The organism is Streptomyces sp. NPDC037242, assembly GCF_055604165.1.
In genome coordinates this window covers 104,870-126,158 of record NZ_JBVJUY010000024.1, presented here as the reverse complement: position 1 = coordinate 126,158, position 21,289 = coordinate 104,870, and the positions used below count along the sequence as shown (strand labels likewise).

Annotated in this window: 21 protein-coding genes; 8 read left to right on the top strand and 13 right to left on the bottom strand. The window is 72.2% G+C overall.

Features of this window, described 5'->3' with window-relative positions:
- Nucleotides 1-362, bottom strand: a 362-nt coding sequence (locus tag ACZ7GJ_RS26415; protein ID WP_470755315.1) for an ATP-binding cassette domain-containing protein, incomplete at its 3' end; no start/stop codon positions are given.
- 31 nt (nt 363-393) lie between these two features.
- On the bottom strand, nt 394-1,065 hold the full coding sequence (locus tag ACZ7GJ_RS26410; RefSeq protein ID WP_470755313.1) for a DUF4097 family beta strand repeat-containing protein: 672 nt from the start codon (nt 1,063-1,065) through the stop codon (nt 394-396).
- 226 nt (nt 1,066-1,291) lie between these two features.
- Here ACZ7GJ_RS26410 and ACZ7GJ_RS26405 point away from each other — a divergent pair, with 226 nt between their 5' ends.
- A complete protein-coding gene (locus tag ACZ7GJ_RS26405) occupies nt 1,292-2,053 on the top strand; it encodes a GbsR/MarR family transcriptional regulator (protein WP_470755312.1) in 762 nt (253 codons plus the stop codon).
- Nucleotides 2,054-2,085: 32 nt separating this feature from the next.
- Here ACZ7GJ_RS26405 and ACZ7GJ_RS26400 read toward each other — a convergent pair whose 3' ends face one another.
- Nucleotides 2,086-2,769 carry a DUF998 domain-containing protein gene (locus ACZ7GJ_RS26400; protein ID WP_470755310.1) on the bottom strand — a complete coding sequence of 228 codons (684 nt, stop codon included), beginning with the start codon at nt 2,767-2,769 and terminating at the stop codon, nt 2,086-2,088.
- Between the two features lie 163 nt (nt 2,770-2,932).
- Here ACZ7GJ_RS26400 and ACZ7GJ_RS26395 point away from each other — a divergent pair, with 163 nt between their 5' ends.
- Nucleotides 2,933-3,256 carry a YciI family protein gene (locus ACZ7GJ_RS26395; protein WP_470755309.1) on the top strand — a complete coding sequence of 108 codons (324 nt, stop codon included), beginning with the start codon at nt 2,933-2,935 and terminating at the stop codon, nt 3,254-3,256.
- 64 nt (nt 3,257-3,320) lie between these two features.
- On the top strand, nt 3,321-5,354 hold the full coding sequence (locus ACZ7GJ_RS26390; protein ID WP_470755307.1) for a DUF6596 domain-containing protein: 2,034 nt from the start codon (nt 3,321-3,323) through the stop codon (nt 5,352-5,354).
- A 15-nt stretch (nt 5,355-5,369) separates the two neighbouring features.
- On the opposite strand, the gene ACZ7GJ_RS26385 is transcribed toward ACZ7GJ_RS26390, so the two are convergent.
- Entirely contained in the window at nt 5,370-6,128 is a 759-nt protein-coding gene (locus ACZ7GJ_RS26385) for a TetR/AcrR family transcriptional regulator (RefSeq protein WP_470755306.1), read from the bottom strand.
- 127 nt (nt 6,129-6,255) lie between these two features.
- On the opposite strand from ACZ7GJ_RS26385, the gene ACZ7GJ_RS26380 reads away from it, so the two are divergent.
- Nucleotides 6,256-7,773: an MFS transporter gene (locus ACZ7GJ_RS26380; protein ID WP_470755304.1), complete on the top strand. Its 1,518-nt coding sequence runs from the start codon at nt 6,256-6,258 to the stop codon at nt 7,771-7,773.
- 55 nt (nt 7,774-7,828) lie between these two features.
- Here the strand turns inward: ACZ7GJ_RS26380 and ACZ7GJ_RS26375 are convergent, their stop codons facing one another.
- Entirely contained in the window at nt 7,829-8,002 is a 174-nt protein-coding gene (locus ACZ7GJ_RS26375; protein WP_470755302.1) for a hypothetical protein, read from the bottom strand.
- Here ACZ7GJ_RS26375 and ACZ7GJ_RS26370 point away from each other — a divergent pair.
- Nucleotides 7,985-8,245, top strand: a complete 261-nt coding sequence (locus tag ACZ7GJ_RS26370) for a hypothetical protein (protein ID WP_470755301.1) — start codon at nt 7,985-7,987, stop codon at nt 8,243-8,245. The two genes, ACZ7GJ_RS26375 and ACZ7GJ_RS26370, sit on opposite strands and share 18 nt — an antisense overlap.
- A 96-nt stretch (nt 8,246-8,341) precedes the next feature.
- On the opposite strand, the gene ACZ7GJ_RS26365 is transcribed toward ACZ7GJ_RS26370, so the two are convergent.
- Both ACZ7GJ_RS26365 and ACZ7GJ_RS26360 read right to left on the bottom strand, forming a co-directional pair.
- Nucleotides 8,342-9,070 (bottom strand): DUF8017 domain-containing protein, encoded by a 729-nt coding sequence (locus ACZ7GJ_RS26365; protein ID WP_470755299.1) that lies wholly within the window; start codon nt 9,068-9,070, stop codon nt 8,342-8,344.
- Between the two features lie 28 nt (nt 9,071-9,098).
- Nucleotides 9,099-10,727 (bottom strand): outer membrane protein assembly factor BamB family protein, encoded by a 1,629-nt coding sequence (locus ACZ7GJ_RS26360; protein ID WP_470755298.1) that lies wholly within the window; start codon nt 10,725-10,727, stop codon nt 9,099-9,101.
- Between the two features lie 128 nt (nt 10,728-10,855).
- On the opposite strand from ACZ7GJ_RS26360, the gene ACZ7GJ_RS26355 reads away from it, so the two are divergent.
- Nucleotides 10,856-13,387 carry a helicase associated domain-containing protein gene (locus ACZ7GJ_RS26355; RefSeq protein ID WP_470755296.1) on the top strand — a complete coding sequence of 844 codons (2,532 nt, stop codon included), beginning with the start codon at nt 10,856-10,858 and terminating at the stop codon, nt 13,385-13,387.
- 32 nt (nt 13,388-13,419) lie between these two features.
- Here ACZ7GJ_RS26355 and ACZ7GJ_RS26350 read toward each other — a convergent pair whose 3' ends face one another.
- The 5 genes from ACZ7GJ_RS26350 to ACZ7GJ_RS26330 all read right to left on the bottom strand — a co-directional run bounded on the left by ACZ7GJ_RS26350 (nt 13,420) and on the right by ACZ7GJ_RS26330 (nt 18,665).
- A complete protein-coding gene (locus ACZ7GJ_RS26350; RefSeq protein ID WP_470755295.1) occupies nt 13,420-14,628 on the bottom strand; it encodes a cytochrome P450 family protein in 1,209 nt (402 codons plus the stop codon).
- A 179-nt stretch (nt 14,629-14,807) separates the two neighbouring features.
- Complete coding sequence (locus ACZ7GJ_RS26345; RefSeq protein WP_470755294.1) at nt 14,808-15,854, bottom strand: beta-ketoacyl-[acyl-carrier-protein] synthase family protein; 1,047 nt, start codon at nt 15,852-15,854, stop codon at nt 14,808-14,810.
- 164 nt (nt 15,855-16,018) lie between these two features.
- A complete protein-coding gene (locus ACZ7GJ_RS26340; RefSeq protein WP_470755292.1) occupies nt 16,019-17,662 on the bottom strand; it encodes a phospholipase D-like domain-containing protein in 1,644 nt (547 codons plus the stop codon).
- Nucleotides 17,663-17,819: 157 nt separating this feature from the next.
- A complete protein-coding gene (locus ACZ7GJ_RS26335; RefSeq protein ID WP_470755291.1) occupies nt 17,820-18,026 on the bottom strand; it encodes a hypothetical protein in 207 nt (68 codons plus the stop codon).
- Between the two features lie 249 nt (nt 18,027-18,275).
- The gene (locus ACZ7GJ_RS26330) at nt 18,276-18,665 is read right to left on the bottom strand and encodes a type II toxin-antitoxin system VapC family toxin (RefSeq protein WP_470755290.1); all 390 of its coding nucleotides are present in this window, start codon (nt 18,663-18,665) and stop codon (nt 18,276-18,278) included.
- 165 nt (nt 18,666-18,830) lie between these two features.
- Between ACZ7GJ_RS26330 and ACZ7GJ_RS26325 the strand changes: the two genes are divergently transcribed.
- Nucleotides 18,831-20,006 (top strand): tyrosine/phenylalanine carboxypeptidase domain-containing protein, encoded by a 1,176-nt coding sequence (locus tag ACZ7GJ_RS26325; RefSeq protein ID WP_470755289.1) that lies wholly within the window; start codon nt 18,831-18,833, stop codon nt 20,004-20,006.
- Here the strand turns inward: ACZ7GJ_RS26325 and ACZ7GJ_RS26320 are convergent.
- Nucleotides 20,003-20,680: a hypothetical protein gene (locus ACZ7GJ_RS26320; RefSeq protein WP_470755287.1), complete on the bottom strand. Its 678-nt coding sequence runs from the start codon at nt 20,678-20,680 to the stop codon at nt 20,003-20,005. The two genes, ACZ7GJ_RS26325 and ACZ7GJ_RS26320, sit on opposite strands and share 4 nt — an antisense overlap.
- 257 nt (nt 20,681-20,937) lie before the next feature.
- On the opposite strand from ACZ7GJ_RS26320, the gene ACZ7GJ_RS26315 reads away from it, so the two are divergent.
- On the top strand, nt 20,938-21,285 hold the full coding sequence (locus ACZ7GJ_RS26315) for a hypothetical protein (RefSeq protein WP_470755285.1): 348 nt from the start codon (nt 20,938-20,940) through the stop codon (nt 21,283-21,285).
- The last annotated feature ends 4 nt before the right edge of the window (nt 21,286-21,289 follow it).

Sequence of the window (21,289 nt, the reverse complement as noted above, 5' to 3'; positions counted from 1 at the left end):
AGCAGCTCAGCCGCCACCCGCCGCCCCTCCCGCTTGGACAGGTGGTGCAGGTCCGCCATCAGGAGCATGTTCTCCTCACCGGTGATCAGGCCGTCGACGGCGGAGAACTGCCCCGTGACACCGATCGCGGCCCGCACCGCCTGCGGAGCGGAGGCCAGGTCGTGGCCGGCGACCTTCAGTTCACCGGCGTCGGCGGTGATGAGGGTGGAGAGGATCTTGACGGCGGTGGTCTTGCCGGCCCCGTTCGGGCCGAGCAGGGAGAAGATCGTTCCTTCGGGGACGGTCAGGTCGATGCCGTCGAGGACCTTCTTGTCGCCGTAGGACTTGCGCAGCCCGTTCGCCGCGATGGCCACGTTGGTCATGGGGAGTACTCCTTCGGAAGCTGCGGGCTGGTCAGAGGCTCTGGGCGGTGACGTCGCCGTAGGAGGTGGTGGCGTGGATGTTCAGGGCGGCCGCGGCGCCTTCGGTGTTGCCCAGCGCGTTGCTGATCCGGCCGTAGGCGGTGCCGGCGTCGAGGGTGGCGGACGTTCCGCGGGCCGCGCCGACGGAGATCTGGCCGTACTCGGTGCGCAGTTCGACCGTGCCGCGCACGGCCTCGGTGATGCGGAGGTCGCCCTTCTGGGTGCTGAGCCGCGCCGAGCCGTTCAGGCGGCCGAGCGAGATGTCGCCGGCGGCGAGGGTCAGGCGGGCGCTGGCGGCCTCGTCGAGCTTGACCGAGCCCTGCGCACCTTCGAAGACCACGTCTCCGAGCCGTCCGACACCGCGGAGTTCGCCGGCGGCGGCCTTCGCCTCGATGTGGGAGTCGGCGGGCAGCTGGACGGTCACTTCGACCGACCCGGAGTTGCCGAGGATGCGGTTCTTGGCCGGTGCGGCGCCGATGCGCAGGACGCCGTCGGCGTACTCGACGGTGATCTGCTGCGCCGCCTTCACGTCGCGGCCGTTCGAAGCGTTCGCCGGCAGGACCTCGACGGTGGTGTCGGCGCGGTCGGCGGCGATGAAGCGGATGTGTCCGGCCGGGATGTCCAGGACGGCGGCGATGGGGGCGGTGGTGTCGAACTTCTGCATGGTCTTTTCCTTCGACTCGTTGTTCGCGATGAAGGAAAAGCTACGTTGCGTTCGCCAGACCGGCAACATGTTCGTTGCGTAGAAGTTGCGTTTATACAGGTCAAAGGCAGTATTTCGTTGCAACCGCCTTCGAAGTTAACGCAACATCAGCTACCCAGTCGTTGCAATGGACTGAGAGTGAACGCTATAGTGACGGCGAAAACGGGGAAGAACGAAGGAGATCGCGATGCCCGGAGGCAGGCTCACCCAGCAGGAACGCCAGCAGATCGCGCTGGGACTGGCCGACAGCCTGGCCTACGCGGAGATCGCCAGGCGGCTCGACCGCCCCACCTCGACGATCACGCGTGAGGTGATGCGCAACGGCGGGCCCACCGCCTACCGCGCCGACCTGGCGCACCGCGCCACCGAACGCCGCGCCCACCGGCGTACGCAGGCCGCGCCCCGGGGGACGCAGGCGCCGCCGCAGGTTCACGGACGCGACGCCGAGGCCGTGCGCGAGTACGAGGAGACGTTCACGGCCGTCCTCATGGGTTCGGGCATGCCCACGATGATGTCCCGGGTGATGGCCTGCCTCACCCTCACCGACACCGGCAGCCTCACCGCGGCCGAACTCGTCCAGCGGCTCCAGGTCAGCCCGGCGTCCGTCTCCAAGGCGGTCACGTTCCTGGAGAGCCAGGGGTTCGTACGCAGGGAGCGCGAGGAGGGCCGGCGCGAGCGGTACATCGTCGACGACGACATCTGGTACCAGTCGATGGTCGCCAGCGCCCGGTCCACCGCCCAGATCGTCGAGATCGCACGGCAGGGCGTCGGCGTCCTCGGCCCCGGTACCCAGGCCGCCGCCCGCCTGGAGAACGTCGCCCGCTTCCTCGACTTCGTCAGCGAGAGCATCGCCCGCGCCGCGGAGCAGGCCCGCGAGATCCTGCACACGAAGGCCAAGGCGCCGTCGGCCGACGCCGCGGAGGTTCCGCCGGGCGCCGGCACGGCCTGACCGGGGGCGTGGTGTGCGCCCCGGGCGCCTCTTCAGTGGGTGCGGCGGTAGTGGTTCGCGGTCGCGGCGACCCAGAGCAGCGCGGTGACGGCGCCGACGGCCAGGGTGAGGGTGCCGGCCTTGCCGCCGGCCATCGCCCAGCCGTTGCCGAGCAGGAGGGCGGTGCCCGCGACGCGGGAGGCGAGCGCGTGGCCGCGGTTCGCGGTGCGGCTGAAGTGGCGGCCCAGCACGTAGCAGGCGGCGATCAGCGAGGTGAAGGTGATCGACCCGGCGGCGAAGTGGGCGTAGCTGTGCCAGGTGAGCGTGGCGGGCTGCCCGTAGGGGGTGCCGGCGGGGAAGCCGTCGGCCGGGTCCATGACGAACAGGCCCGCGGCGACCATGCCGATGCCGCCGATCCGCACCAGCCGTGGCGCCCAGGTGCCTCCGGGGGCGCCGCGCGGGGCGCGGCCCAGGCCGGTCGCACCGAGGGCGAGCAGGGCTCCGGCGATCAGGAAGTTGGCGATCTGCAGCCAGCCCAGGGAGCCGTTGCTGAGGGCGCTCAGCGGGTGGCGGGTGATGTCGAAGCCTTCGCGGGTGGCGGCCTGGGTCAGGGAGACCACCGCCCAGAGCGGGGATGCCACGACCGCGCAGGTGAGGAGGGCGCGGGTGGTGGTCCGGGCCGGGGCGCCGGTCGTACGGGTGGAAGCGGTGGCGGTGGCGGTGGTCTGGGCGGTCATGGTGTGCCTCTCGGGTTCGGCGCGTCCGTCGTGCTCGGCTTTCGGTGACACGTCGATCCGGTGATGTGACAGGGAATGCGTCCGTTCCCTGTCACATCACTGGATCGACGTGTAGGCAGAAGCCAGAAGCAGAAGCTCCGTACGACGAGACGAGGCAAACCCCATGCGCTACCTGATGACGACCCGGCCTTCCGACACCGCCCCCGACGAGCAGCTGTACGTGGAGATGGGCAAGTTCGTCGAGGAGCTGACGGCGGCCGGTGTGCTGCTGGCCACCGGCGGACTGGAGCCGGGCGGAGTACTGGTGAGCTCCGCGGGCGACGAGATCACGGTGACGGACGGGCCGTTCGCCGAGGCCAAGGAGGCCGTGGCCGGTTTCGCGCTGATCGAGGTCCGCTCCAAGGAGGAGGCGATCGAGCTGGCGCGCCGCTTCCGCAGGATCGTCGGTGACGGCGAGAGCGTCGTCCAGCAGGTCTTCGGCCCCTGAGCAGCGGGGAGGAGCACGTGCCCCGGCTTGCGGGCGGGCCGGGGCAGGTGCTGTGATCGTCCGCGTGCCGGATGCCCATCGCACGATCGACGCGGTCTGGAAGCTGGAGTCGGCGAAGATCGTCGCCGGGCTCACGCGGATGGTGCACGACGTCGGCCTCGCCGAGGAGTTGGCCCAGGACGCGCTCGTCGCCGCGCTCGAACAGTGGCCCTCCTCGGGCATCCCGGACAACCCCGGTGCCTGGCTGACGACCACCGCCAGGCGGCGGGCCGTGGACCGCATACGGCGCTCCCGGCTCCTGGCGCACAAGCAGGAGCAGCTCGCCCACGAGCTGGGGCAGCAGCCGGATCCCGGCCTCGGTGCCGATGAGGACGGGGGCGCCGAACAGGACGACGTCCTGCGGCTGATGCTGATCTCCTGCCACCCCGTACTGCCGGCCGAGGCCAGGGCGGCGCTGACGCTGCGGCTGCTCGGCGGTCTGACGGCCGAGGAGATCGCCCGGGCCTTCCTCGTCACCGGGTCGGTGATCACCCAGCGCATCGCGGCGGCCAAGCGGACTCTGGCCGAGGAGCGCGTGCCGTTCGACCTGCCGGACGGCGCGGAACTGGCCGAGCGCCTCGCGTCCGTACTGGAGGTCATCTACCTGATCTTCAACGAGGGCTACTCGGCGACCTCCGGCGACGATCTGATGCGGCCCGGGCTCTGCCTCGAAGCGCTTCGGCTGGGCCGGCTGCTGGCCGAGCTGGCCCCTCGGGAGGCCGAGGTGCACGGCCTGGTGGCGCTGATGGAGATCCAGGCCTCCCGCTCGGCCGCGCGTACGGGGGCGTCGGGCGAGCCCGTCCAGCTGCACGAGCAGAACCGGGGGCGGTGGGACCAGCTGCTGATCCGCCGCGGCTTCACCGCGATGCTGCGGGCGCGGGAGGTCGGGGGCGCCGCGCCCGGCCCGTACGTGCTGCAGGCGGCGATCGCCGTGTGCCATGCGCAGGCGCATGCCGCCGAGGACACCGACTGGGCGCAGATCGCGGCCCTGTACGGGTCGTTGGCGCGGCTGCTGCCGACGGCGATCGTCCGGCTCAACCGGGCGGTGGCGGTCGGGATGGCGTACGGGCCGCAGGCCGGGCTCGACCTGGTGGACTCCCTGGTCGCCGATCCCGCGCTGCGCGACTACCACCTCCTGCCCAGCGTCAGGGGGGACCTCCTGGCCCGGCTGGAGCGGCGCGGGGAGGCGCGGCTGGAGTTCCAGCGGGCGGCGGCCCTCACGAGGAACGCCGCGGAGCGGGCCTTCCTGCACCGCCGTGCGGATGAGGTCGGCGAGGTCGGCGAGGTCGGCGAGGTCGACGGCGTCACCGGCGCGGGGTCGGCCGGTCCCACGCTCGGTGAGGCCGCCCGCGGCTTTCTGGGCCGTGGCGATCTGGACGCGGCGACGGTCCGCTCGTACGGGCAGACCCTGCGGCGGCTGTGCCTGGCGCTCGGCGACCGGCGGCCGTTGGCCTCGCTGACGGCCGAGGAGGTGGCGGGGGTGTTCGCGGCCTGCTGGGGCGGGGGCGCGGCCAGGACCTGGAACCGGCACCGCTCGGCCGTCCGGTCCTTCGGGGCGTGGGCCTCCCTGGACGACCTGGCGGCAGGGCTGGAGCGCCACGGCGAGACGCGTTCCGGGTCCGGGGCGCGGGCGCTCGGTTCCGCGCAGCTCGACGCGCTCTGGGGCGATCCGGACCTGCCGCTGCGCGAACGGACGCTGTGGCGGCTCCTGCACGAGTCGGCGGCCGGGGCGAAGGCGGTGCTGTCGCTGAACGTGGAGGACCTCGACCTGGAGGACCGCCGGGCCCGCGCGGGGGACGTCTGGGTGAACTGGCGCTCCGGGACGGCCCGGCTCCTGCCGGGGCTGCTGGCAGGGCGGACGCGCGGGCCGGTGTTCCTGTCCGACCGGCGGCCGGGGCCGGCGCGGACACCCGCGCAGGCCGATCTGTGCCCGGACACGGGGCGCCGGCGGCTGTCCTACGAGCGGGCCGAGTACCTGTTCAAGCAGACCACCAGAGCCCTGGACCCGTCCGCCGACGGCTACACCCTCGGCCAACTCAAGCCGCGCAGCGGGCCGTAGGCGGGTGGCCGGGGGTCAGGGCAGGCGCAGGGCCAGGCCGTCGAGGACCACGTCCAGGCCGTAGGTGAACTTGGTGTCGCGGATCGCCTCCGGGTCGAGGGTCGCGGTCGCCGCTGCGGCGGCGTAGGCGTCGGAGAGGTGGGCGCGGTCGGCGGCGGCTTCCTGGGCGGCGGGCATGAGGCGGGCGATGAAGGCGGCCTCGGTCTCGCCGGAGCGGGCGACCGTGATGAGCCAGGCGGCCTCGGTGGTGCTCATGCCGATGACGTAGGACAGGACCGTGTCGATCGCGCGGCTCGGTTCGGGGAAGCCGGCGGCCGTGAAGAGGGCGGCGAGGCGGTCGGAGAAGGACATGAGGTTGGGGCCGAGGTAGGCGAGGCCCGCCTGGCCGAGGACCGAGGAGAGCCAGGGGTGGTTCAGGGCCGTCGCGCGGAAGGAGGCGGCGGCCCCGGTGACGGCGGTGCGCCAGTCTCCCCGGGCGAGTTCGGCCGAGGGGACGAGGATCTCGGCGCACACCTCGTCCACGGCGAGCTCCATCAGCTCCTCCTTGGTCGCGACGTGCCGGTACAGGGAGGTCGCGCCGGCGTTCAGGCGGGCGCCGAGCTTGCGCATGCTGAGCGCCTCGATGCCCTCGGCGTCGAGCATGAGGACCGCCTCGCGGACGATCGCGGCCCGGGTGAGGGCCGGCTGCTGGGTCTCGCGCTGCCGGCGGGTCCATACCGACGGGATCGGGTTCACGTCCGTGTTCGGAGTGGGCTTGGCGGACTTGGCGGGCATGGCGCTCCTCCTTTGCGTACATCGTTCGCATTCAGCGTACACAAGTCGAGGGTTGCGCACACTGTTCCGCAGTGCGTACAGTGTGCGCAACGAAGGAACAGCGTGCTCAGGCTGGAAGGAAGCCCCCATGGAAACCCGCAACCCACGTCGCTGGTGGATCCTGATCGTGCTCTGCCTCAGCACGCTGGTCCTGGTCGTCGACAGCATGGCGCTGACGGTCGCGGTGCCGTCGATGACCGAGGACATAGGCGCGAGCGCCCAGGACACCCAGTGGATCCTGGACTCCTACATCCTGGTGTTCGCCGGGCTCCTGCTCACCTCCGGCAGCCTCGGCGACCGGTTCGGCCGCCGGAAGATCATGATCATCGGCCTGTTGCTCTTCGGGGCGGCGTCGCTGGCCGCGACCTTCTGCACCAACCCCGGTGAAGTGATCGCCGTACGCACCGCCATGGGTGTCGGCGGTGCGCTGATCATGCCCTCGACCCTGTCGATCCTCATCACCGTCTTCGACGAGGACGAGCGCGGCAAGGCGATGGCGGCCTGGGGATCGGTGTCCATGCTCGGCCTGGTCGGCAGCCCGGTGCTCGGCGGCGTCCTGATCGACCACTTCTCCTGGCACTCGATCTTCTTCATCAACGTGCCGGTCGTCGCGCTGGCCGTCTTCGCGGCCCTCACCCTCATGCCGGAGTCCAAGGGGCCCTGGCAGAAGCCCGACCCGCTCGGCGCGGTGCTGTCCGCGGCCGGTATGACCGCGCTGATCTGGTGGATCATCGAACTCCCGCAGCACGGCGCCTTCGGCGGCCGCTCCGCCGTCACCCTGACCGTCGCGGTCGTCGCTCTCGCCGGGTTCGTCGTCTGGGAGAACACCACCCCTGAGCCGATGGTGCCGCTGGTCCTGTTCAAGCACCGCAACTTCAGCGGCGGCTCGCTGTCGCTGACCCTCGTACAGATCGGCAACGGCGGTCTGCTGCTGGTGCTGACCCAGTACCTCCAGTTCGTCCTCGGCTACTCCCCCGTCAAGGCCGGCCTCGCGTTCGTGCCGCTCGCCGTCGCCGCGCTCATCGGCAACGGTGCCGGTGCCGGGCTCGCCGCGAAGGTCGGCAACCGGCTCCTGGTACTGGCCGGGATGATCGTCATGGCCTCCTCCTTCGCGCTGCTGGCCACCGTCTCGGCCGACAGCGGGTTCACCGTCCCCGCCGTCGCGCTCGGCCTCCTCGGCCTCGGCGCCGGACTCGCGATGCCCGCCGCGGTCGGCGCGCTGATGGGCACCATCCCGCAGGAGAAGGCGGGCGTCGGCTCCGCCCTGAACGACACCATCCAGCAGTCCGGCACCGCGCTCGGCATCGCCATCCTCGGCTCGCTCCTGACCAGCGGATTCACCCGGCTGATGCCGGACGACGCCCCCGAGGCGGCGAAGCAGTCGATCGGCGGGGCGCTGGCCGTCGCGAACGGCGACACCGGCCTGGTCGACGCCGCCCGGGAGGCCTTCACCTCCTCGATGTCGACCACCTTCACCATCAGCGCGATCGGCGTCCTCGCCGCCGCCGTCCTGGCCGCGGTCGTCATGCGGGACACCAAGCCCGAGACCGCCGAGACCGATGAGCCCGCCGGGGCCCCGGTCGAGAAGAGCGAGCTCACCGCCTGACGCACGGCGATACGGCCGGTGCCCCCGCACGGGGGCGCCGGCCGTATCGCGTTTCCTACTGCGGCCGGGCCAGGAGTTCGGCCCGCTGCTCGGCGGCGGTCGGCGTTTCCGGGGCGGGGGGTCTGGTGACCGTGAGGGCGGCGACCGTGGTGAACAGGAGCATGACCGCGGCCGTGGTGAGGAAGCCGCCGGTGAGGGAGAGCGCGGCGAAGTGGCCGATCAGGGGCATCAGGGCGGTAGTGGCCAGAGGTACGGCGGCTCCGACGGCCACCACGGCCATGACCGCTACGAGGAGGCGGCGCGGCTGTCCGTGTCGGCCGCGTGCGAGCTGATGGTGCCCCGGGTCAGCTCCGCGACGGTCGTGGGCACGGGTCCGGCGGTCTCGGCGCATCTCGCCGGGCTCGCGCGCCGGATGCCCTGCCTCGGCAACATCACCGTGTACCCGGGGCCGGCGTACGGGCCCCCGCGCTGACCCAGTGCCCGTATCGCCGCCCTCGCGGCCGGGCAGGGCATCGCCCTGCCCGGCGCCGTGCGCTGCCGGCGCCGGACGCGGTGGTCGTCCACGCGGTCACGGTGTCGTCGGCTTCGGGTCCCCCTCCAGGCGGACCGTGCTCATGATCCGCATGACGAGTTCGTCGCTGACGGCGCCGGGCACGCCGGTGCGGCCGTAGAAGTCCCAGGCGACGAAGTCGCCCTTGGAGTTCTTGAAGCCGAAGGCGACCGCCTTGCCGTCGCCCTCGCAGCGGTTGGGCGTCGGGGCGCCCTCGGAGCGGGCCTTGACGTAGCTTCCCTTGACTCCGGACTTCGTCGTGTACTCCACCGGCTTGTCCCACTTCACCAAGGACTTGTTCGGCTGGGTGTACGCGGCGTAGACCCAGGCCGGTGCGGTCTTCTCGGCGACCTCGTCGGTGGACTTGGCGCCGTCGGCGCCCTTGCTGCCGGTGTTGGCGAGCCTGGTGTCGTTGACCACTCCGTCGCCGTTGCCGTCGATGGTGCACCACTTGGACTTGTAGAAGGCGGGCGCCGTGTGCCCGATGAGGTGCTTGTCCGGGTCGTTGTGGTCGGTGTAGCCGCTGAAGATGTCGGGCGAGACGACCTCCCAGTCCGGCGGGACGTCGAACGCGATGCCGTGCGCCGGGTTGACCACGGTCTTCCAGCCGGCCGTCGAGGTCGCGGCGGCGTCGGCGTCCTCGGCCCTGTGGAAGATCACCAGGGCGCCGGCGACGGCGGCGGTGGCCGCCACCGCCGCCACCCCGTAGATCCCGATGACGGTTCTCCACCTCTCGGCGTCCTGCATGGTGTCCTTCCTGCTTTTGTGCGTCGGGTTACTTGCCGAAGGAGAGGAGCGCGCGGCTCTGCTTCCCGGGGGCCGGGCTGTAGACCCTGCCGTTGAGCAGGAACATCCGTCCGCCCGCCCAGGCGGGCTGGAGGCCGCTGTTGTAGAAGACGCCTTCGGCGCCCGCTGCCGCGGCCGGGCTCTGCAGGAGCGGCTGCGAGCTGCCGTCGGCCGGCGCGAGGGAGAGCACCGAAGCCGCCTCGACCTTGCCGGGCGATACGTACACGACGACGCGGCCGCCCTCGACGGCGAGCGGCCACACGGCGCGGCCCTTGGACTGCTCGGCGGTGCGCCACTTCTCCTTGCCCGTGTTCAGATCGACGGCGACGACCTGGTTGGCGGCGTCCTCGTCGATGCCGAGGTCCTTGCCGGGCTTGCCCCCGGCGATGTAGAGGGTGTCGGCGTCGGCCGTGGAGGCGAGGCACTGCTGGAGGCCGTCCGCGCGGCCCCATCCGTTGCACCGGCCGGGGACCCCGAACGCCGCCTCGCCCTGCGAGCGGATCCTGCCGTCGGCGGCGAAGGCCGTGATGCTCCAGACCTTCCTCTCCAGGTGGTAGGCGGCGACGACGAGCGGGTCCATGGACAGGACGCGGCCGAGCTTCCAGCCCTTGTCGTACTTGTAGCTCCACTTGGGGGCGGCCGTCACCGGGTCCACTTCCTGGAGCATCACCTGGTCGGAGCCGGAGCAGCTGCGTTCGAGGAGCAGGCGCGAACCGCCGGCGAACTCGGCCGGGTAGCAGCCGTTGTCGGTCGAGGTGCCGAAGAGCTTCCTGCCGTCGGTGACCGAGAAGCCGCTCATGCTGGTCGACCGGGCCACGGCGACGGTGTCACCGGTGATCGCCAGCAAGAACTCGACCTTGGAGTCGAACTTGGTCTCCTCGGGCACCGTCATCTTCCACCCGGCCTTGCCCGTGGTGAGGTCGATCTGCTGGAGGTCCGTGCAGTGCGAGGTCAGCGAATCGCTCTCGTGGACGGCGACGACCAGCTTGCCGTTGGCGGAGGGGGCCGGCGGGACCCCGCACAGGGGTGTCTGCAACGACACCTTCCACTTCTCCTGGCCGTCGGCCACCGCGTAGGCGGTGACCTCCTTGAACATCGTCTTCACCACCACGTCGCCCACCCGCCACGGGCCGAACTGCTCGGTTCCCGCGCCCGCGACCTCGGTCGGGTTGTCGCGCAGCCAGACCCGGGCCTCACCTGGCTTGATGTCGCCGTTGGGGTCGTAGGTGTCGCGGCCGACACCGGGGCCCTTGCCGTCGCCCTGGTCGACCGAGGGCGAACCCGACGGCGCGGCCGGGTTCTTGCCGTTCTGCGCGGTGGGCCCGCCGCGGTCGGTGCGGATGGTGACGTACACGCCGGCGCCGATGGCGAGCAGGACGGCGACCAGTACGGCGAGCACGGCGGTGCCGGGGCGGTCCGTGAACCGGCCGCCGGTACGGGCGGGCGCGGCGGCGGGGACGGGGACGGTCGCGGCCTCACCGGGTGCGACCGTCCAGGGCTGCGGCGGTGGCCCGAACGTGCCGTAGCCGCCGGGTCCGGGCGGGGGCCCGAAGCCGACGGGTGCCGGGGGCCACTGGCCATCGGGATTCGGCTGTTCGCCGGAGGTGCGACCGCTCATGGGGAGAGTGTGCCGGTCAGACCGGCTTTCTAGAATAGATTTTTAGACTTCTTCCTCACCGAAGCGATCACCGCGCTCCGGCGTCCGCGCCTGGGATCCTGGCGGATGAGCGGATAGGAGTGTTCGGGATGCCGAGGATGGAGTTGCGGCCGCATCAGCGGGAGGCCGTGGACGCGGTGCTGAAGGCGTTCGAGGTCCCCGCGTCGGGCCGGCTCCCCGAACGGGGGCTGCGTACGCAGGTGGTGATGGCCACCGGCTCGGGGAAGTCCCTGGTCGCGGCGCGCAGCGCGGCCGAGCTGCGGGCCCGGCGGGTGCTGGTGCTGGTGCCGTCCCTGGACCTGCTCGCCCAGAGCGAGGCGGCGTGGCGCGCGGGCGGGCGCAGCGGCCCGGTGCTGGGGGTGTCCTCGCTGCGCGAGTCGGAGGCGGGCTTCGCGAACACGACCGACCCGGCCGAACTGGTGCGGTGGAGCGCGCACCTGGAGCGGGTCACGGTGTTCTCGACCTACGCCTCGCTCGGCCTCGGCACGCTGGAGCGCGCGCACCGGGCGGGGCTGCCCGCCTGGGACCTCGTGGTCGTGGACGAGGCGCACCGTACGTCCGGCCGGCTCGGCAGGCCCTGGGCGGTGGTGCACGACAACGCCAGGATCCCCGCCGCGCGGCGGCTGTACATGACCGCCACCCCCCGGCTGTGGCAGGCGGGGAACGGCGACGAGGAGGGCGGGCGGGGCGCGGCGGGCGGGCTGGTCGCGTCCATGGAGGACGACCCGGAAGGGCCGTTCGGCGCCCGCTGTCACACTCTGACCCTCTCGGAGGCCATCGGCCGGCACATCGTCGCCCCGTACCAGGTCGTGTGCCTGGACATCACCGACGCCGCGTTCCGGGCGGCGAAGCTGCTCGGCGCCGAGCAGCACTCCGACGAGGTCCGCGGGATCCGGATGGCGGCCCTGCAGACGGCGGTGGTGAAGGCCGCCGCCGCGGAGGGCTTCGCGCGCACCCTGGTCTTCCACCACCAGGTCAAGGAGGCGGAGGCGTTCGCGGCCGGGCTGCCCGAGGTCGCGGGACGGCTCCACGCGCTGGATCCGCAGCGCTACCCGGCGTCGGTGTGGGCGGACTGGCTGTGCGGTGAGCATCCGCCCGGCTACCGGCGGCGGGTCCTGGACGACTTCGCCGCCGGCGCCGCGGCCGACGGTTCGGCGGTGGAGAAGAGCTTCCTGGGTTCCGTGCGCGTGCTCGGCGAAGGCGTCGACACCAAGGACTGCGATTCGGTGTTCTGGGCGGACCTGCGCGGGTCCATGCCCGATCTGGTGCAGGCCGTGGGCCGGGCGCTGCGGATGAAACCGGGTGGGGGCAAGGTCGCCTCCCTGGTCGTGCCCGTTCTGCTGGGGCCCGGCGAGACGCCGGACGACATGCTCACCTCGCGGGCGTACGGGGGTCTGGCCCGGCTGCTGGAGGCCCTGCGCGCGCACGACGCCCGGATCGTGGAGACCCTCGCCGAACCCCAGGCACCCAGCCGCTACACGCCCCTCGCCGCTGCGGGGCGGCCGGCCGAGTGGCATCCCGACGCCGAGGGCGTGAGCGGACCCGCCCATGCCCTGCTGAAGTTCTCCACCCGCCGCGACCCCGGCCGGATCGCCCGGTTCATCGCACTGCGTGTGCTGGAGCCGGAGAAGACGCAGTGGCTGCGCGGGCTGGCGGCCGCCGAGCTCTACCGCCGGGAGCGGGGGGACCTGCGGGTGCCCTTCGCGTACAAGGTCCCGGACCGGCCGCTGCCCGGCGCCGCGGCCGCGCCGGCCGGCTTTCCGCTCGGGCAGTGGATCGCCGACGCGCGCCGGGCCCGGGCCCGGGGCTCGCTGGGCCCCGAGCGCGCCCGGCAGTTGGACGCGCTGGGCATGGTCTGGTCGCAGCGGGACGTCGCCTGGGAGGAGGGCCTCGCCGCCGCGCGCGGCTGGGCCGCCGAGCACGGGCACCTGCTCGCGCCGGCCGACGCCGTCTGGCAGGGCCAGCCCGTCGGGGTCTGGCTCAAGAACGCGCGCGCCGCGGCGCGGCGGACCGTCGGGAACGAACAGCGCGAGGCCGAGGGCCTGGAGGTACTGCCGCTGTCGTGGGCGATGCCCGAGGAGCGGCGCGAGCAGCTGGAGGAGATCGACCCGGCCTGGTGTCCGGGCTGGCCCGTGGCCTGGCAGCGCGACTTCACGCTGGTACGGGCGTACGTCGAGGGCGGCGCGCCGGTGCCCGTGGCCGCGGGCGAGGTCTGCGTCCAGGGGGAGGACCTCGGCCAGTGGGTCCGCATGCAGCGGCTGCGCTGGGACGGCCTCGCCGCCGGACAGCGGTGGATGCTGGAGAACGTGCTGGGGATCGGGCCGGCCACCGCGAGGGAGCGGGCCGCCGCCGGGGCGGGCCGGACGAGCCAGGCGGACAAGTGGGCCCTCAACCTCGCCGCGGCCACCCGGTTCCACGAGCGCGAGGGGCATCTGGCGGTGCCCAGGAAGCACGTGGAGACCCTCACCTGGACCCGGCGGGACGAGGCGGGCCGGGTCATCGGGGAGGAGCGGCGCGAGCTGCGGCTCGGCTCGTGGGTGAGCAACTGCCGCAGCCGCGCCGAGGCCCTCGGCGCCGAGCGCGTCGCACAGCTCGACCGGCTCGGGATGCGGTGGTCGTAGCCGGCGCCCACCGCATCCGGGCCCCTACGGCGTCACCAGCGGACGGGCAGCTGCCGTACGCCACGGATCAGCATGCCGGGCAGCCAGGACAGCTCCGCCCCGTCGGCGTCCCCGGTGAGTTCCGGCAGGCGCTCCAGCAGTGAGCGCAGCGCGATGCGGCCCTCCATCCGGGCCAGCGGCGCACCCAGGCAGTGGTGCAGGCCGTGCCCGAAGGCGATGTGGCCGCGGGCGTCGCGGCGGATGTCGAACCGGTCCGGGTCCTCGAAGCGGGCCGGGTCGCGGTCCGCGTCGGCCATGGAGATCAGGACGGTGGAGCCCGCCGGGATCACCACGCCGCCCATCTCCACGTCCTCCAGGGCGAGCCGCTCGGTGGAGGTCTCGACCGGGCCGTCGTAGCGGAGCATCTCCTCGATCGCGCCGTCGAGGAGGCCGAGGTCCGCGCGCAGGTCGGCGAGCTGTTCGGGGTGGGCGAACAGGGCGCGCATCCCGTTGCCGATCAGGTTGACGGTGGTCTCGTGGCCGGCGATGAGCAGCAGGACGCTCATGCCGATCAGCTCCTCCGGCGAGAGCCGGTCGCCGCCTTCGTCGACGGCGTGGATCATCGCGCTGAGCAGGTCTTCGCCGGGTGCGGCGCGCTTGGCCTCGATGAGCCCGGTCAGGAACCGGGGCATCTCCGCGTACGCGGCGGCCTCGGCCTGCGGGCTGGTGCGGGCGACCATCTCGCTGGACCAGGCGCGGAACGCCTGGCGGTCCATCTCCGGCACGCCCAGCAGCTCGCAGATGACGGTGATCGGCAGCGGGAACGCGAACAGGTCCACCAGGTCTCCCCGGCGTTCCTCCTTCGCCTCCATCGCGTCGAGCAGCTCGTCGGTGATCTGCTGGATGCGCGGCGCCAGCGCCTCGATGCGGCGCGGGGTGAACTCCCGGGACACCAGGCGGCGCAGCCGGGTGTGGTGCGGCGGCTCGGCCATCAGCATGTGCGCGAGCGAGGGGTCGTCCTGGCCGGTGTTGATGATCTGGCCGATGTCGCCGGACCGGAGCCAGTCGCGGCTCAGCCGCGGGTCGGTGAAGGCGCTGCGGCAGGCGTCGTGTCCGACGATCAGCCAGGCTTCGCGGCCTTCCGGAGTGCGAACGAGGTGGACGGGTCCCTGTTCCCGGAGTTTCGCGTAGATCGGGTAGGGGTTGCCGACGAAGTCCGGGCCGAGTTCCGACAGTTCCACGATGGCGGGCCTGAGCACCATTCCATTCCCCCTGAATCGAGCGCGCGTTGTGAAGTCACGCTTGGCGGCGCGTAACCTCCCCACAGTAGCCGCGCCTGTACCGCACGGGGTGACCGGCCTCCCGTAATACCGCTGTTGACCTGGAAGTCTTCCGCGAAGCGGAAGTACGGGAGGACCGGGCACCCCGGGCTCGGCAGGGGTCAGGCCGCCTGGACCACCGCGCAGGACCAGGTGAAGCCGCCGCCTCCGCCGATCACCACCGCGAACTCGCCGGGCTCCAGGCCGTGGGAGGCCGAGATGTGGGCCAGGTTGGCCAGCAGGTCCCCGGCCCCGAGGTGGCCGCTGCCCTCGCGCAGCTGGAGGATCTCCACGCCCAGGAGCTCGTCGAGGAGGGCGTGGGTGATGGACAGGACGTGCTCGCCGAGGCGGGGCAGCGCCACGCAGCGGATGCGCGGGTCGCCGGGCTCGACGCCGGATTCCGCGAGCGACTGCAGGAGGGTGGAGCGTACGGCGTCGGCCGCGGACTTCAGGAAGGGCCCCATCCCGCCGTGCTCCTCGAGGTACGCCTTCTTGGGCCGGCGGATGTCGATGGGGCTGCCGGCCTCCAGGGGCGCCTCGGTGAAGGGGTCCCGGCCCCGGTACATGGCCTCGTACTCGGCGGCGGTCGCGAAGGTGAGCGAGCGCAGGAGCAGTAGGGGCCGCGAGCGCTGCGCGTCGTGCTGGTCCGGGTCGTGGCGGTGCAGCAGGGCCGCGGTGCCGGCGTCGCCGTAGACGGCTCCGTAGTCCGCCGTCCAGCGGTTGAAGGCGGGCGGGACGAACCGGTCGCCGGTGGTGACCAGCGCGGCTTCCACCTCGGGGTCGGCGATGAGCCGGTCCACGGCGACGCCGAGGGCGGCGACGCCGCCGTTCGACATCTGCCGTACGCCGATCGGGAGCGCGTCGTGCGCGCCCAGCTGGTCGGCGACGTAGTGCGGGGGCGACCAGAAGTCGTGGCCCTGGTGGAAGAGCCAGGAGTGTGCCACCAGGCCGATCCTCGCGGGGTCGAACTCCGCGGCGGCCAGGGCGCGTTCCGCTGCGCGGACGGCCAGCTGCGGTCCCGGTATGTCGGACACCGGTACCTCGGTCAGGCCGAACTGTTCGGCTTCCGCCTCCGTGATGCCGCCCGACGCCAGGACGTCGGACACCCGTTCCCTTTCCTCGGGCAGCCAGGTGGCTGCCTCCAGAGCTAGAGGTTCGCTGATCTTCATGGAGCCCCCGTACGTTTTTTGCCGTGCACCGTCCCCGCCACAGCAGGGATCCGTCACTTTCAAACCTAGGCACGGATCTCGACCACGGGTGGAACCCTGATCGACCGCGCCTTGCCCGGCGCACGACCGGGCAAGGCGCATGGGGCCGGCGGGGGGCCGGCGGATCAGGCCTGGCAGAGGCCGCGCGCGTAGTCGAAGGTGGCGGTGGCCTGCGAGTACTGCCACTGGGGGGCGAGCAGCTGGGCGGTGAGCTGCTGGGCGGCTGAGGGGCTCTCGACGATGTAGCCGAAGTCCTGGAGCCAGGACGGGTAGAGGTTCTTCGAGCCGATGTAGAACGCCGAGTCGTCGACGGAGACCAGCTTGTGGTGCTGCGCGTACGGGCTGCCGTCGGCCCACTTCGGGCTCGCCGAGCTGCGGAAGGTGGCCAGCTGGAGGTTGGAGCACATCGCGGTGCGGGCGCGCTGCTGGTCGCCGGTGAGGAGGGCGAGGCGGCCCCGCAGGGTGTCGCTGATCTCGGAGAGCGACTTGATCTGGGAGTAGCCGCCGCTGCCCACCGCACCCCGGTTGGCGGGGTCGCTGACGACGATACGGACCTTGACGCCGGCGGCGAGCTTGGCGGCGAGGGCGTCGTAGAGGCGGATGTCGTAGCGGGGCAGCGGCGGGCAGGTCGCGTTGACGTCCTGCTGGGAGATCTCGATGTGCGTCTTCGCGCTGGAGACGAGCGTGCGCAGGGCGCTCTCCTCCGGGTTGACCGTGTCGTAGTCGCGGTCGGCGTTGGTGTTGTCGTGCAGGCCGACGGTGCACTTGGTGTCGGGGGCGGTGGGGAGGGTGGGGCGGAACGCGGAAGTGGGGTCGCTCTGCCGGATGCCGACGCCGAGGCCGCCGACGGCGATGACCGGGACGTTGCCGGGGGCGGTCCCGGTCCCGGTTGCCGGGGCTGCGGGGCCGGCGGCCGGGGCCAGGGCCGCCAGGCAGGGGGCGTTGTTGGAGGAGGCGAACCAGACGCTGGTGAAGCTGCTCTTGTTCTGGCAGGTCCAGGACCACAGCTGGTCGAGGTAGCGGCCGGCGGACGCGGCCGCGGGGCCCTTCAGCGCGAGGTCGACGTCGGCCACCGGGTGGGTGGTCTCCAGGTAGTCGTCCTTCCAGCTGTTGATGCCGCCGGTGACCACGGACTGGTTGTCGACCACGAGGAGCTTGGAGTGGTTCCAGGAGAACGCGGTCTTCGAGGTCGTCATCGACGCCACGTTGAGGGTGATCCGCGACGCGTCCGGGCCGAGCTTCGCGACGAGTTCGTCGCGGTACTTCGAGGGCACCACGTTGAGGTGGTACACGGGCGCCGCGCCCACGAGGACGCGTACCGTCAGCTTGTTGCCGCGCGCGGCCGAGTTCTTGAGGCCGGCGACGACGGCGTCCTGGAACGCGCCGTTGGGGAAGGGCGCGAGGGTCGATATGTCGACGGTGCTCGTCGCCGCCGAGATGTTCTCGGTGATCTTCGACAGCAGGCGCTGGGTGCCCGGCCGCGTGGCGCAGGTGTCATCGCCCCAGCAGCCGGGGGTCTGCAGCAGCCAGTCGCCGCCGCCGGGGGTCGAGGCGTCGAGGGTGTTGCCGGCGGTGCGCTCCCACACCTGGCCCTCCAGCCCGGGCGAGACCTGGCGCAGGGTCTGCTCGACGGCGTCGAGGTGGGGCGTCGCGGGCGTCTCGGCCGCGGCCGCCGGGAGGGCGGGCAGCAGCAGGGCGAGGAGGGCGGCCGGGGCGGCGGCGCGGGCGAGGAGGGCGACGGGCGCCCGGTGCGGTGCGTGGCGGTGCAATGTGACTTCCTTGTGCGAGGGGACCGCCGTCGGCGCGGTGCGGCGCATCGACAGGCAGGATCAAGATCAACTCGCGGAAGCTATCAGCCCGGTGGGAGGGGTGGAAGTCGGGTATGCCGGAATCGGCCACCTCGCTTCCCCGCCTCTGGACGGGCCGTCAGGAGGCCCAGGCGCGGGGCGGGTCGTAGGCGGGAGCGGAGTGCCGCCGCAGCGGGGTGGGCGCGGGCGCGGGGAGTTCGGACGGCGCCGGGGCCTGGAGCCGGGCGTTGAGGAGCCCGGCGAGGACGGCGAGCTCCTCCATCGTGGGGGTGGGGGTGCCATTGAGGATCCGGAGCGAGGCGAGGGTCAGTTCTGGATGCGTCATAGCGACAGGCTTCCGTCGGTGCGGGCAAGGGGTAGTGCCGTGCCTTCTTCGCGCGCGGCCGTCACCGCCCGGCCCCGCCGCGCGCCCCACCGCGCCCCCAGGATGCCCACCCCCGCTCGCATCCCCCTCGACCCGCGGGGGCCTTGGCCGTCGCCGATGCACGGGTCCGGGGTCGGAACTGCGGGGGGGGGTGGGCTAGGGAGTGTCGTCCCAGGCCCCGCCGGCCAGACGGGACTTCGACGACACGACCTAGGGGATGGGTTCGGTGGTGATGCTGGGGTCGATGTGCTTGTAGCGGGCGGGCTGGCGGGTCAGGACGGGGAGTCCGGAGGCCAGGGCTAGGTACGCCGCGTGGGCGGTCGGTAGGTCGGCGGCCCGTTCGCGGGCGAGTTGCGCGGCCGCCCAGCAGCCGGCTTCGTCCAGGGTGCGGAAGACGAAGCAGGGGGCGCCGAGCGCGTCCCGCAGCATCTGCGCCACGTCGCCCCGGGCGACCCCGGTGAGGCCTTCGGCGAGCGCGACGGCCGGCACGTACAGGGGCTGGACCTGGCGTACCGACCGGAACACGCGGGCGGCCATGTACACGTCGCCGTGGGCCAGGGCCGCGATCGCGGTGTGGTCCAGGATGTAGCCGGTGTTCACGCGGCGCTCTGCCTGCTCCCGGCCGGCCCGTTCTTCGCCATGCCGACACCCTACGGCTCGCCGGGCGGCGATCTGGCCGGTTTTCCGGGTTGGCACTCCCTCGGATGGGAACGGACATCCGAGACAACCGCGAGACCCGATGGACGACCTACGGAGAACCCCGGCGTGAACCCTGAGATCGACCGCATGCGGCGCGCCGACCCCGCAGCCACCCGGTTCAAGGCGGCCACGGCCGGCATGTCGCTGCTGAGACTGGTGCTCCCCGAGGGCCTCGTGGAACACCGCGAGCGGTTCCTGCGGGCCTGGGCGGAGCGGGGCGACGCGGACAACCCCCGGTTCACGTACACCGCGAGCGACGACGACCGGGCCCGGGCCCTGCGCCGGGTGCACGAAGAGACCGTACCCAAGGACGACCCTTGGCACCGGCTGATCGCGGACGAGGCCGCGCGGTACCTGGACCGGTACGGCGCTTGCGCGAGCCACGACGCCGTACGGATCACGGAGGCGACCTCGCAGGAGAACGGCACCCCGGACGCGGACCTCCTCGCCGACGCCCTCGCCGTCCTGCGGGCGCCGGAGCGGCGAGGCGCCGAGGAGGAGTCGAGGCCGCAACTGAGCGCTGCCGACGCCGCCGCCGCGATCGGGGACGTGCTCGGGGAGGAGGAGCTGGCGGACTGGAGCGTGCGGCTGCATCCGGGCATGGCCGCCCGGATGAGCGTGTCGACGGCCGACCGGGCGGTGCGGATCCGGGCGGACGAGCGGTTCTCGGAGGATGAACTCGTCCGGCTGATCGTGCACGAGATAGGCACGCACGTATTCCGGTGGGTGAACGCCTTGCGCGGGGCGGAAATACTCGGCCTACAGCTTTCCGGGCATACGGCCACCGAAGAAGGGCTGGCCGTCTGGAACGAACAGCAGGTGGCCGACGGAAACGGCCTGGATCGGAGGTTCGCCCTGCGCGTGGTGGCCGTGGACGCGGCGCTGCGCGGGAGTTTCACCGACGTCTTCCGGGCGCTCACTCCGTACACCTCACCCGGTGCGGCCTTCGACGTCACGGCACGCGTGAAGCGGGGTCTTTCCGATACCTCGGCGCCGGGCGGATTCATCAAGGACCACGTGTACCTGGCGGGATACCGCATGCTCGACGAGCATTTGAAATCCCGTCCGGGCGACCACGGCCTCCTGATGAGTTCGAAATGGCCGCTCCACCGCCTGGACCTCCTCCGGGAGGCCGAGGTCGCCGCCCATCTCGGCGACGACCTCAGGCGGCCGGACTCGGAATTCACGGAGCGGGCGAGGGCGCTCGTGGTGAAACGCAGGAACCTCCGGCCGGCCGATTAGTCAACGACCGGGGCGCCGTCGCGGCGGGCCCCGGGAACGGCAGCGGGGTCAGCGCCGGGGGCAGCGCCGCGGGGGTCTGCGTCCGGCCCGAAGACCTGGGCCAGCTTGTCCGCCCAGCGGTCGTCCGCTTCCTCGGGGACGATGCTGAGGCTCTTCCCCCTCTCGAAGCTGCCGTAGATGAGCTTTTCGAGGGGCGTCTCGTACCTCATCTCGAATTGCCTCCCGATGCCGGACATTCCGTCCCGCGCGAAACACCGGAAGCGCAGGAAGACCGCGTCGGCATCTCCCCGCCGGCGTCCGCCGATCGCGGTGAGGACGTCTTCTCCGTAGGTGATGGTATAGACGCCCGACACGCTGTCGGTCTGCTTCCTCCAGCGGCGGCCGGCGATGGACATCGGGTCCGGCCGGTCACGCGTGATCAGCATGGACTTCTTCCGGCCCGCGGAGTTCTTGTAGATGAGAATCAGCTCGAATCTCGGATCCACCAGGACGCGGCGGCTCTTGTTCACCAGCTTGATGCTGCACCGGAATGCCTCTTTCTCCTCGGACCACCAGACCGATATCTCGGGAGAGAGTTTGATACTGGGCCTGAAGAGTCGAAGTCCCAGCAGCGAGAGTCCCGAGGCCGAGAGGGCGACGATGGTTTTTTCGGCGATTCCGATCAACAAGTCCAACTGAGCACCACGGACCTTCCGTCACAGCCGAACCGGCCCGGTATTCGATCATTCCGCTCGCTCTGATTCGGCGTGAGCAGCCTCCCAAAGAGGGCTGCCCGGCCATGGCCGACCTTCGCCCCTTGGCCGGATCCGTTCCATGGATGGCCGAAAGGGCACAGAGTGGCGTAGTTGAGTACGCGCACTCATGACCCGGCCCCGTTGCCACCGGGAGGATGGGTCCCGGCAACACCGCCGACCCGAGGAGCAGCGCCGCGATGAACCCGCCGTCATACGGACCGCCGCGGGGACGCGTCCAGCCCCACGGAGCCTGGTACGCGCTCCCCGCCGCATCGGTGCTCGCCGCCCTGGCCTTCGCCGGGTTCGGCGTGGTCGCGGGGCTGTTCCTCACCGCGGGCAAGCGGTACGCCTGCGACGCCACCACCGCCTGCACGAAGACCCCGTACGAGGCCGGCTACCACGATCCGGCCTGGCCCCACTGGCCGTTCATCACCGCGGCCGTCTGCGCGGCCGTCGCGGTCGCGGCGTTCGCCGCGATCCTCCTGGCCCGCCGCCGCGCGCGGCGCGCCGCGCCCCCGGCTCCGGTCCCGTCATGGGCGGCATGACCGG

Coding starts and splice junctions, on each gene's coding strand:
- ACZ7GJ_RS26410 (WP_470755313.1), bottom strand. CDS start 1,065: ATGCAGAAGTTCGACACCACCGCCCCCATCGCCGCCGTCCTGGACATC.
- ACZ7GJ_RS26405 (WP_470755312.1), top strand. CDS start 1,292: ATGCCCGGAGGCAGGCTCACCCAGCAGGAACGCCAGCAGATCGCGCTG.
- ACZ7GJ_RS26400 (WP_470755310.1), bottom strand. CDS start 2,769: ATGACCGCCCAGACCACCGCCACCGCCACCGCTTCCACCCGTACGACC.
- ACZ7GJ_RS26395 (WP_470755309.1), top strand. CDS start 2,933: ATGCGCTACCTGATGACGACCCGGCCTTCCGACACCGCCCCCGACGAG.
- ACZ7GJ_RS26385 (WP_470755306.1), bottom strand. CDS start 6,128: ATGCCCGCCAAGTCCGCCAAGCCCACTCCGAACACGGACGTGAACCCG.
- ACZ7GJ_RS26380 (WP_470755304.1), top strand. CDS start 6,256: ATGGAAACCCGCAACCCACGTCGCTGGTGGATCCTGATCGTGCTCTGC.
- ACZ7GJ_RS26375 (WP_470755302.1), bottom strand. CDS start 8,002: ATGCCCCTGATCGGCCACTTCGCCGCGCTCTCCCTCACCGGCGGCTTC.
- ACZ7GJ_RS26365 (WP_470755299.1), bottom strand. CDS start 9,070: ATGCAGGACGCCGAGAGGTGGAGAACCGTCATCGGGATCTACGGGGTG.
- ACZ7GJ_RS26360 (WP_470755298.1), bottom strand. CDS start 10,727: ATGAGCGGTCGCACCTCCGGCGAACAGCCGAATCCCGATGGCCAGTGG.
- ACZ7GJ_RS26355 (WP_470755296.1), top strand. CDS start 10,856: ATGCCGAGGATGGAGTTGCGGCCGCATCAGCGGGAGGCCGTGGACGCG.
- ACZ7GJ_RS26350 (WP_470755295.1), bottom strand. CDS start 14,628: ATGGTGCTCAGGCCCGCCATCGTGGAACTGTCGGAACTCGGCCCGGAC.
- ACZ7GJ_RS26345 (WP_470755294.1), bottom strand. CDS start 15,854: ATGAAGATCAGCGAACCTCTAGCTCTGGAGGCAGCCACCTGGCTGCCC.
- ACZ7GJ_RS26335 (WP_470755291.1), bottom strand. CDS start 18,026: ATGACGCATCCAGAACTGACCCTCGCCTCGCTCCGGATCCTCAATGGC.
- ACZ7GJ_RS26315 (WP_470755285.1), top strand. CDS start 20,938: ATGAACCCGCCGTCATACGGACCGCCGCGGGGACGCGTCCAGCCCCAC.